This is a genomic window from Vibrio nigripulchritudo ATCC 27043, assembly GCF_000222685.1.
In the GTDB taxonomy this organism is placed as follows: domain Bacteria; phylum Pseudomonadota; class Gammaproteobacteria; order Enterobacterales; family Vibrionaceae; genus Vibrio; species Vibrio nigripulchritudo.
This window is the reverse complement of record NZ_AFWJ01000081.1, coordinates 1-9,149: the sequence shown is the minus strand read 5'-3', so window position 1 is coordinate 9,149 and position 9,149 is coordinate 1. Positions and strand designations below refer to the sequence as shown.

The window sequence follows — 9,149 nt, the reverse complement described above, 5'->3', positions numbered from 1 at the left end:
CTTGCTTAGCCAAGCCAGCCTTACTCTTTGAGGTTATCCATCTGCTGCACTGGAGACGCTTCTGAACGCCAGAGCTGAAAGGCGATCCATAGCAGGTAAGCCGCACCCACCAGTTTAATGGCGAAGAAAATGGTTTCTGAAGCGTATAAAACTGCAGCGAGACCAGAGGCTGCCAGTGCAATCATGACAGCGAATGCGGCAATACGCCCAAGCCCTGCGATAACAGCGGTTTGAAAACCGTAGCAGCGGGCATTATTCAGAGACAACAAATTGTTCGGTCCCGGCGTCATGTTCAGAGCAAAACACGCAGGAATGAATAGAAGTAACTGCAAAAGATCCATTACTTTTGGTCCCTGATAACAATAGTGCTAGCGAACTTGTCGCCAAGACGCTGTCTCTTCTTCCCCAAAATAAACATGGCATCAAAAATCCATAAAATAGGAGAAAAGAAATTGCGCAAAAAAGAACGCCACAGCGAGCAGTATTCACCATTCTTCTTGTTTAGAACGGTCATCCCCAGCAGATGTTTGCCCAAGCTTTTGCCTTTAGGTAAACCATCTGAAAAAACAAAATACATGCCCGCCAGACAGAGTGAAATAATGTCCGTCAGATCCCTTTCGACCGAAAAGTAATTCAAACTGCTGAGCAGAATAAGGTAGATACACCAGGTCACAATACCGTCGATGACCTGCGCAACGTAACGCCTGCCAGGGCTTGCCAGTCTGTAATGGGATAAATCCGGGGTGGTTTGAGGTTCTGTATCAACCTCAGTCGCTTCAATGCTCATTATTTATGTCCATATATAAGGTTTTTATCTAGCCAAACTGATTGATTGCCAAACAGCGAACCTTAATATACCTAAGACAAATCAAGAAGCTAAGCTTAAATCGATAGAAACTCGACTTCTAAGTCGTTGTTTGATGCGCCAGACAATCTTACTATCGATTTCAGGTACTTTCCGAACAGCCTCTTCAAAAACGTAAGGAGCTGTCACCTGCAATTTCATTCAATACTTACTTTTTCGCATTCAGTAAATTGGACTGTCTGAATGACGTAAAAGGGTTACAAAATGGAATCGCTCATCATTTCAATGGTGGTATTTGCCTTTGCAGGGGCTGCTACTCCGGGACCAGTGAACATTGTAGCAGCAGCCTCGGGGGCACAATTTGGAGTGAAAAAAGCATTGGTGTATGTTGTTGGGGCGTCTGTGTCTTATGCAGTCGTTGTATTGCTATGTGGATTAACCATTGGTTCGATTCTGCTTTCTGTACCGGAATTTTCATTCTACCTAAAAGTGGCTGGCTCCCTTTTTCTGCTTTATCTGGCGTACCAGATTGCCTCATCTTCGCCTGTAGCATTACAACAAACGAGCGCAAAAACTGACCCACCCGGATTTGGTAAAGGGGCAATGACGCAAGGTTTAAATCCCAAAGCCTGGTTGTACGCATCATCGGGGATTTCACTCTTTGTTGCCGGAACAAACTCTGCGAACTTGTATTTAACCCTACTCGTCACTATTTCTTTAGTAGTGTGTTTTGTTGGTGTCGCGATTTGGGCGGTTTTCGGTCAAGCCATTGGCCGTTGGCTAAACAGCTGCAAAAGACAAAGAATGTTTAATGTACTTATGGGTTTACTGCTTGCAATAACAGTAGCTGGAATGTGGTGGGAATGATTGATGAAACAGGATGATTCGGTTTTTCTCGCTCAATCAAGGAGCTTGCCCTTCGTCGAAATGCGAACCGCATGCGACTCTTTTGCGTGCTATCAGGCTCACTCGCATGATGAGTTTTCATTTGGAGTGATTGATGGCGGCAGTGCCAGTTATCGCAATCTGAAAAAAGTCCATAACGTTCATCGAGGTCACACTGTGACCATTAATCCCGGAGACATGCATTCCTGTAACCCAGACAAAGCCCAATGGTCATATCGGATGCTGTTTGTTGATACTCACTGGATCGGGCAACTTCAGCAGGAGTGGACAGGAAAACACGGTCACGACTATTTACCCTTTATTCGCAACTATGAGCAGCGCCCAAATCTGTATGCTCAATTCCACCAGCTATACCAGGCACTACTTTTGGAAGACAATGCGTTGGCCACAGAGTCGTTAATGATTGAATATCTCGCCACGGTATTCGGGCAGCCACAACTGGAAGGCAAGTCCATACAGAAACCGGAACCAAACCTGAATCGGGTTTTAGAAATGATGGGCGACCAACTTGATAAAAACATCGCTCTGGATGATTTTGCTCAGGAAGCCAATATGAGCCGATACCAGCTCATCCGAGCGTTTAACCGCCATTTTGGGTTGTCTCCTCACGCATATCAGCTCGACCAAAGGATCATTAAAGCAAAATCGTTACTTAAAAATGGGTTGTCCTTAGCAGAAACAGCTTCAGAAACCGGGTTTTCTGACCAAGCTCATTTCCAAAGGCATTTCAAAAAGCGTTTAGCCATTACGCCTAAACATTATCAGTCATTTTTCGTTGAGTAGACTTCTGATTGAAGCCGAAAGAAAGTCACTTCTATCACTTTGAGCCAGACCGAGAAATCAGAATAATCCTATTGTTAGATCCAAACTCAAACCCTAAGCTGAGTCATCTTTTGGTCAAACTGCAATCTCTATGCTCACCCTAATAAAAAGACTTAGTGTTTTTGCACTTTCAGGCTTGTCGTTTTTTAGCTTCAGTGCAGAGAAAGATATGCGCTTTCCACTCCAATGCTTAGGTACAGAGCCTTTCTGGTCACTCAACGTCAATCAGGACAGCGTCATATTCGAAGACTTAGATGAAAATAGAGAAGAGTTTTCGATAAAAAATATTGTTCAGAGCAACAACCATATCAACCGATGGTTCATCACCTTCACTTCTGAAAGCAAGCCAACAACGAAGTTAATGGCGCTACATCGTACCGGAAGCTGTTCAGATGATATGTCAGATTCCAAATACGATTACGAAGTAATGATCCTCACCACAGGTACGGCTGCATTCTCTGGATGCTGTAATAGGTTGGATTAGGTAATTTTAGATACCTCGCCTGCTGGCAAGGCACTTTTATTTGACCAGACTAAGCATTCACTGCCAGAAAATTACGCCATAGCGCTTTTAAGAAGTTAGGTTTCTTGGTTTTCTTTTGATTTTTTCTGTTTGCTCTTCTGGTTTCACGTTTTTCCTGAGCCTGATTTGCTAACTCGGCATATCGACGTCTTTGGTCGGAATCGAGTACGCTTTTCTTCCACTCATTGGAATTCCGATGGCTTGCTGCTGGATTCTTCTGGTGACCACACATATTGTACCTCCGCGCGTAAGTAAAACGGCGCTACAATCTATATGACCTTATATGTGAAAGATAAATTTCAGATGCAAAAGCCCAAGTCTTTGCACCTGAATTGTCTGGCTATGCTATCGCAGCGCTCTCTGGTAGCAGGTTTTTGTCCGGCAAACAGAATGGATAATTTTCAGGAAGCTCACTTGGTGGGCATGCTATGACTTGCTCGTTATCGGGACCGCAATCCCGCATGTAGATAAGAGTGGCAAAGCTATCGATGATTTCCGTTGGATATATAGGACCAGCGTCGCGCAACGCTTCCATTTCTTCTAAGTGTTCATTTTGGTAACAAGCAATTTTTTCGGGATTATTCACAATCCAACGCGGAAAATAAATCGCGCCATGAACCACAAAGTCATGGAGATTCAGGGTTAGCGAAACATCCGTACCGGTTGGCTCAGTCCAGGAAACTCGGTAAAGATTCTCACCCACCCTAGCTAAGCAAACCGTTTGATCTTTTACCCAACGACCAGCCACAATGCCACTGTGGACGCGGTAATCAATGGTGGTCCTGTTTTTTACATATAACTCGTAACGCCACCCTTTGTCGTAGTTGTAGATAAAACTTTTCCCAACAAACTGGCTGAGATCTTCTCTGTCAAAACGCATGAATTCACCCTTTTAAAGTGCGCTGCGAGTTAAAGTAAACAGCGCTTGAATTTATTTTATAAAATTAATTTTTATTCCATAAAACAACGGTCTGTAAATTCGAGAATCTTGTTTCTATGACTTTTAGTCCATTTCTTTTCATTGGCGGGGATATATTTGAAGTTTTGCCTGTCATAACTTTCAACGGCTTCGTGTTGCCGTTGTGAAATCGGTTGGTTTGCAAGGTGATGACACTTGCTGTACTCTGTGTTTCGCCTCATGACATTCGGCTCAGACGACTCTCTTCAGAACTTTCTCAGCTCATATAATCCAGCAAACTAACGCTATTTCTACTCGATACTGACTATGCTTATTGAGCTAACGTCATTAAATCGTTTTAAAATTTACCAAAAACTGCAACATTCGCAGTCTTAAATTAAGTGGTAGCGAGAGTACTTAAACTCTCTTTATTCAATGACCAAGGAAAACATTATGTCTAAATCTATGGGACGACATCGCTTTTGGTTCTACAAGTGCCGAGAGAAAAATCCAAAACAAAACCACCAAAGAGGAAATCAATGAGAATCGAATTCAATCTTTTTGAAGACAACACTCAATGGGAAGTAACAACCCATCAAATCAATAGCGACATTTTACTTCGAAGCGTTCTAACTCAAGGTCACGTTTCCGATATCAACCTACGCTTTGCCTACGACGAACGATCGAGCAAAGGCACCATTTCTAACGCAGATAACCAAGTCATTGGCGATTTCGCTGTCCGCTTTTAAACAGTAGTCTGCGAAACCACACTAGTCATCTTTAACTACACACCTATTCACAGATACTGCCGCCCGTATCTGGGAATAAACCGTTCTTCCCAAAATAGTTAATAAATCAGACTAAAATGCCACCTGCCTGCCAAGTGTTATCACGCTGACGGGAGTCAAAACAATAAAGTGAGCACTGAAACACACAGATGACATTATTAACTGATTGGCGCTAACCAACCTCTGAACTCAATAGTGGCGTATTGGCTTAAAGATCCGTTGGTTTTACGCCTGTGATGTACTTAATCCAACGATTGAAGCGAGTTACGTTGGTGTAAACACTTGCACCATCACACTGAGGTGCACCACGAGAGACAACACCAAATAGGAAGTTTGTGTCTCCAATCGCTCCCACAAGAGGTCCACCGCTGTCACCGTAACAAGCAGATGAAGCACCTTCATAAGTACAAATGACATTCTTGTAGTTTTCTTTGTCAAACTCGCCGACATCCAGTACTTCCGCCAGCTTGTCGTGACATTCGCGTTTAGTGATGACTGGAGCCGTGGTTGACCTGAGTGTTTGTGAAGGTTTCCCTGTTTCAGTCATGCCCCAGCCTGAAACGCGTAAATAATCCCCTTTGGATGCGATTGCGCGTTTCACTTGTCGTGTCGGAATCTTAGCCGGTGTGTATTTTTCGTGTGCTTTGGTTTCCAGCCTGATAAGAGCAATGTCAGGTTCAACGAAAAACGGGTTGTAATCACGAGGGAAAACTATTTCGTCAATATCGATGATTTGCCCTTGCTCAATCTGGCTTAAATCTTCCTCTCCAATAGCGACTTTCAGGAATCTGTCAGAGTTGAATCCGTCGACACAATGACCTGCTGTTACCACCCATTCATCTGAAATCAGCGTGCCACCACAACCTTGTCGATACCCGTCGTCGGTGACTAAAACTAATGCGACCATATACGGTGCCGACTCATGGGTAATCTCATCACCATTGACGATTCTGGGTTGTGCAGCGTATGAAGCGGCACTAAACACACCCAATCCTAATGCTAAAGTTCTTAAAATAAGAGTTTTCATGCTTGATACTCTCCATGTATTTGTTGATTAAAAAGAAGCGCATATTGCGCCTCATAAATATTTAAATATCTGAGAGTATTTTTATTCCTAATAAATGATAAAACAGGATCTTTATTCAAAGAGCACATATATAAATGAGATCATTATCAATGATGGATATATTAATAGAGCACGGATATTCAGTATTAATTCACCTTTAATTCCAAAAATTCCATAGAGTCTATTCAACTATTTCTTTTTATATATTGGAGAATAGAAAATCAAAACAGATAAATAAAACCTTTATAAGCATATTCTTATGTTGTTTTTACTTACAAGACCATTTCGATATACGGTATCAGCAACCATTAAAAATTCAAGATGATTATTGAGCTAATTTAGAACTTAAATATTTAAAATCTTCTTTGACTCATATTACTTAATGACACAAGGCTTTCTATTTATAACCTAGAATATATCTAAGAAATAGTTCTGATTAAACAAAATATTTAATATTTATAAACAGCTCATTCTTGACCGTACTGTTTATATTCTTAATTTCAGTGGCAGATAAAACTCTCGTTTTTTTGAATAGACAAGCAACTGGCATTGAGTCATTCCACTGGATACTTAGAAAAAAATCCCGATTAAATCGGGATTTTTTGCTGAATTAAACCGCTACCGCGTCAAACAGACGAATCTTAGTGAGTTTGGTGACTTCATCAATGTATTGTCGAACATGCGTAGGGAACTGAATGCCCTTCACCACAGTTAAGTTACGCAGATGTGGGTACAGGTTTACATCATCGTAGCTGATGGCATTGCCACGTTCAGAAGGCAAGGTTAACCACTCAAGTTGCTCAAGGTGCGCATTCATTTTTGCCAGGTACTCATCCGTCTTGGCATACGCCTCGTCAAAACTCATCCCGATCATCGCAGATTTGTTTTTCGTGAACCATGCTTTTGCGTCTTCACTGCCATATTCTGGCAATTCAATCATCAGCCAGCGCGGGTATAGCAAAGGTCCACTGAACTCAAAGAATTGTCCTAACCAACCGCTGATCTTGTCACCCAGCTTAGCCTCAGTTATCACCGGAGAACCGTCAGACTCATCCAGATACTGAGCAATGTCCAGGCTTTCTGCCATGTAGCTGCCGTCTGGTTTTTCCAGAATTGGCACCATGTTTGCCCCTACCTTTTCAATACGAGCATCGACATCATGGTTTTGCAGAAAGACTTCTTCAACAGCAAGGTTTTTCAGCCCCGCCACCATCATTGCTTTGATGCAATATGGGCAGTGCTCAAATACAAACAGCTTCATTTCTTCTCCTTAAGAGGCTGAATTTTGCAGCAAGTGTATCAAACTGAACGGATTTCTCTAACTCGTAAACACGACAACAGTCAAAACAACCAAATCGCTCAAAATACCCCAAATGGAATAAAATTTGAGCCATTCTGTGCATTTCGATATGCTCAACCTTCGTAACCTTGTCCTTAGTTTTTTAAAAGGCTATCGAAACAAGGAGAACGATGATGAAAGCCCAATATCTTGCTCTAACGCTTACTGCTGTATCAATGAATAGCTCAGCGTTCACGCTGACCAGCAGCGACATTCAGGAAGGCTCTCGGATGGAAAGTACATTCGAATTCAAAGGTTTTGGCTGTGAGGGAGACAACCTTTCCCCGGCATTAAGCTGGAAAGATGCGCCGAAAGGCACCAAGAGTTTCGCCATTACGGTTTATGATCCAGACGCACCTACCGGAAGCGGATGGTGGCACTGGGTGGCAACAGACATTCCTGCTAATGTAACCCATTTAAAGCGCGGTGCGTCGACTCAGGTTTCGTTTGTAGGTAAAGAGCGCAAAAGCGATTACGGCGTGCTCGGGTTTGGTGGTGCATGCCCACCGAAAGGACACGGTATGCACCGTTACCAATTCAGGGTTTGGGCATTACCAACCCAAACCCTGAACGTACCAGAACATGCTTCGAATGCCATTGTGGGTTACACCTTAAACAGCACATCTTTAGGCAAAGCTACACTCACCGCGACCTACGTGCGTGAGTAACAACATTCAGGTTATTCGAAACGAGATTAAACGAAAAGAAAACAGGTACTCAAATGACCGCATCGCTAATTCAGGCTGGACACTTTCATGCAGCAACATCTCAACCGCTGCGCAACGTGTTGATTTACGCGCCCACGATCATTTGGGTTGCCCAAGGTGAAAAGCGCCTTTGGTGGCATGAGGAAACACTCAACTACACCGAATCTGACTGGCTGGTTAGCCCCGCCAGTCACTACCTTACTTTTGTTAACGAACCTACCCTGTTGCCTTTCCACTCTCGAACCTTAACGTTTTTAACACCGCCACCCAGTGACTGGGTGATTGAGTCTGAGCAGCAGAAAGACAACAACCCCATGAGAATTAAGGTCACGCCTACTCTTGCTTTCTGCTTTGAAACGTTATTTGAAATGGCGAATAGCGGTCTCACCAGAGAGGCACAAAAGCAGTTTCTTTACGGCTTTTATGCTGAACTAAAACAGGCGGGGGTGCTGCACAAGTTATTCCCTCACCAAACCACCGAAATCAAGGAAAAGCTGGCTCAGTACCTGAACGTTAATCCTGGGCACGATCATAAAGTTGAAATTGTCGCCGAGCACTTTTTTATGAGTCGTGCGACTTTAAACCGAAAACTCGCGGCGGAAAACACCACCTTCCGGCAGGTACTGACAAACGTGCGAATGATGTATGCGTTAGGGCTGATGCAGCAGTCTCGCAGTCAGCTGTCGGTGGCATTATCTTGCGGGTATCAATCGGAAACACGTTTTGCGAATCGCTTTAAACAAACCTTCGGTATCACACCCAAAGAGTACGTTCGCACCCTTTAAGAAGGAGGACTCACCGAGAATGCGTCGCCGCATCAGCCAGTCTGTCTACCACATTCAGGAGAGTTTGGGTGTGGAAATCCTGATCTGGTTCGACTGCAATATGATGAGGGTATAGAGCACTCAAATCCAGCCCAACGCCCAACCCCATTGTCGTGATACCTCGCTTACTCATATTTTCAATGACTCTACATAAATGGTGCGTGAGGTAATCCTCTCCATTGGCAAGTTGAGTCGCCGTATCCATCGGGCAGCCATCGGATATCACCAATAACAATTTGTGTGTAGCACTGCTCTCAATGAGCCTTTGGCTCGCCCAGGCAACCGCTTCACCGTCTACCCCTTCTTTGAACAAATCCTGCTTGAGTAATGCTGCAATTTGCCCTTTCGACTGCGCCCAAGTATCGGCTGTTTCTTTAAAAATAAGGTGTCGAACATCATTTAGGCGACCGGGGTACTTTGGCTTGCCTTGCTTCATCCACTCTTTATACGCTCGACCGCCATTCCACTCTC

General features: G+C 43.6%; 12 protein-coding genes and 1 pseudogene. 6 read left to right on the top strand and 7 right to left on the bottom strand.

Annotated elements, in window-relative coordinates; translation table 11 throughout:
• Positions 1 to 26: 26 nt before the first annotated feature.
• Both RH89_RS08750 and RH89_RS08745 read right to left on the bottom strand, forming a co-directional pair.
• Positions 27 to 341, bottom strand: a pseudogene (locus RH89_RS08750) (LysE family translocator); the annotation flags it as partial.
• Positions 341 to 787, bottom strand: coding sequence for an RDD family protein (locus tag RH89_RS08745; RefSeq protein WP_004401193.1), 447 nt, complete (start codon positions 785 to 787; stop codon positions 341 to 343). The gene RH89_RS08745 and the pseudogene RH89_RS08750, both read right to left, overlap by 1 nt.
• 282 nt (positions 788 to 1,069) lie before the next feature.
• Between RH89_RS08745 and RH89_RS08740 the strand changes: the two genes are divergently transcribed.
• The 3 genes from RH89_RS08740 to RH89_RS08730 all read left to right on the top strand — a co-directional run bounded on the left by RH89_RS08740 (position 1,070) and on the right by RH89_RS08730 (position 3,017).
• Positions 1,070 to 1,672: a LysE family translocator gene (locus RH89_RS08740; protein WP_004401191.1), complete on the top strand. Its 603-nt coding sequence runs from the start codon at positions 1,070 to 1,072 to the stop codon at positions 1,670 to 1,672.
• A gap of 3 nt (positions 1,673 to 1,675) precedes the next feature.
• Positions 1,676 to 2,494 (top strand): AraC family transcriptional regulator, encoded by an 819-nt coding sequence (locus RH89_RS08735; RefSeq protein ID WP_004401190.1) that lies wholly within the window; start codon positions 1,676 to 1,678, stop codon positions 2,492 to 2,494.
• Positions 2,495 to 2,702: 208 nt separating this feature from the next.
• On the top strand, positions 2,703 to 3,017 hold the full coding sequence (locus tag RH89_RS08730; RefSeq protein ID WP_004401180.1) for a hypothetical protein: 315 nt from the start codon (positions 2,703 to 2,705) through the stop codon (positions 3,015 to 3,017).
• Between the two features lie 49 nt (positions 3,018 to 3,066).
• Here the strand turns inward: RH89_RS08730 and RH89_RS08725 are convergent, their stop codons facing one another.
• Complete coding sequence (locus RH89_RS08725; protein WP_004401178.1) at positions 3,067 to 3,288, bottom strand: hypothetical protein; 222 nt, start codon at positions 3,286 to 3,288, stop codon at positions 3,067 to 3,069.
• A 108-nt stretch (positions 3,289 to 3,396) separates the two neighbouring features.
• Entirely contained in the window at positions 3,397 to 3,936 is a 540-nt protein-coding gene (locus RH89_RS08720) for a phenolic acid decarboxylase (RefSeq protein ID WP_004401177.1), read from the bottom strand.
• A 557-nt stretch (positions 3,937 to 4,493) separates the two neighbouring features.
• On the opposite strand from RH89_RS08720, the gene RH89_RS08715 reads away from it, so the two are divergent.
• Positions 4,494 to 4,703 carry a hypothetical protein gene (locus RH89_RS08715; RefSeq protein WP_004401176.1) on the top strand — a complete coding sequence of 70 codons (210 nt, stop codon included), beginning with the start codon at positions 4,494 to 4,496 and terminating at the stop codon, positions 4,701 to 4,703.
• Between the two features lie 247 nt (positions 4,704 to 4,950).
• Here RH89_RS08715 and RH89_RS08710 read toward each other — a convergent pair whose 3' ends face one another.
• Both RH89_RS08710 and grxB read right to left on the bottom strand, forming a co-directional pair.
• On the bottom strand, positions 4,951 to 5,769 hold the full coding sequence (locus RH89_RS08710; RefSeq protein ID WP_004401174.1) for a S1 family peptidase: 819 nt from the start codon (positions 5,767 to 5,769) through the stop codon (positions 4,951 to 4,953).
• 649 nt (positions 5,770 to 6,418) lie between these two features.
• Entirely contained in the window at positions 6,419 to 7,069 is a 651-nt protein-coding gene (grxB, locus tag RH89_RS08705) for a glutaredoxin 2 (protein ID WP_004401172.1), read from the bottom strand.
• Between the two features lie 212 nt (positions 7,070 to 7,281).
• Between grxB and RH89_RS08700 the strand changes: the two genes are divergently transcribed.
• Both RH89_RS08700 and RH89_RS08695 read left to right on the top strand, forming a co-directional pair.
• Entirely contained in the window at positions 7,282 to 7,815 is a 534-nt protein-coding gene (locus RH89_RS08700; protein ID WP_004401170.1) for a YbhB/YbcL family Raf kinase inhibitor-like protein, read from the top strand.
• A gap of 53 nt (positions 7,816 to 7,868) precedes the next feature.
• Positions 7,869 to 8,639, top strand: a complete 771-nt coding sequence (locus RH89_RS08695) for a helix-turn-helix transcriptional regulator (RefSeq protein WP_004401167.1) — start codon at positions 7,869 to 7,871, stop codon at positions 8,637 to 8,639.
• 10 nt (positions 8,640 to 8,649) lie between these two features.
• Here RH89_RS08695 and RH89_RS08690 read toward each other — a convergent pair.
• Positions 8,650 to 9,149, bottom strand: a 500-nt coding sequence (locus RH89_RS08690) for a cobaltochelatase CobT-related protein (RefSeq protein WP_004401166.1), incomplete at its 5' end; no start/stop codon positions are given.

What these genes read in the sequence shown, in the direction of transcription:
- RH89_RS08710 (WP_004401174.1), bottom strand. Translation starts at nt 5,769, where the DNA reads ATGAAAACTCTTATTTTAAGAACTTTAGCATTAGGATTGGGTGTGTTT.
- RH89_RS08745 (WP_004401193.1), bottom strand. Translation starts at nt 787, where the DNA reads ATGAGCATTGAAGCGACTGAGGTTGATACAGAACCTCAAACCACCCCG.
- RH89_RS08715 (WP_004401176.1), top strand. Translation starts at nt 4,494, where the DNA reads ATGAGAATCGAATTCAATCTTTTTGAAGACAACACTCAATGGGAAGTA.
- RH89_RS08730 (WP_004401180.1), top strand. Translation starts at nt 2,703, where the DNA reads ATGCGCTTTCCACTCCAATGCTTAGGTACAGAGCCTTTCTGGTCACTC.
- RH89_RS08700 (WP_004401170.1), top strand. Translation starts at nt 7,282, where the DNA reads ATGAAAGCCCAATATCTTGCTCTAACGCTTACTGCTGTATCAATGAAT.
- RH89_RS08740 (WP_004401191.1), top strand. Translation starts at nt 1,070, where the DNA reads ATGGAATCGCTCATCATTTCAATGGTGGTATTTGCCTTTGCAGGGGCT.
- RH89_RS08695 (WP_004401167.1), top strand. Translation starts at nt 7,869, where the DNA reads ATGACCGCATCGCTAATTCAGGCTGGACACTTTCATGCAGCAACATCT.
- grxB (WP_004401172.1), bottom strand. Translation starts at nt 7,069, where the DNA reads ATGAAGCTGTTTGTATTTGAGCACTGCCCATATTGCATCAAAGCAATG.
- RH89_RS08735 (WP_004401190.1), top strand. Translation starts at nt 1,676, where the DNA reads ATGAAACAGGATGATTCGGTTTTTCTCGCTCAATCAAGGAGCTTGCCC.
- RH89_RS08725 (WP_004401178.1), bottom strand. Translation starts at nt 3,288, where the DNA reads ATGTGTGGTCACCAGAAGAATCCAGCAGCAAGCCATCGGAATTCCAAT.
- RH89_RS08720 (WP_004401177.1), bottom strand. Translation starts at nt 3,936, where the DNA reads ATGCGTTTTGACAGAGAAGATCTCAGCCAGTTTGTTGGGAAAAGTTTT.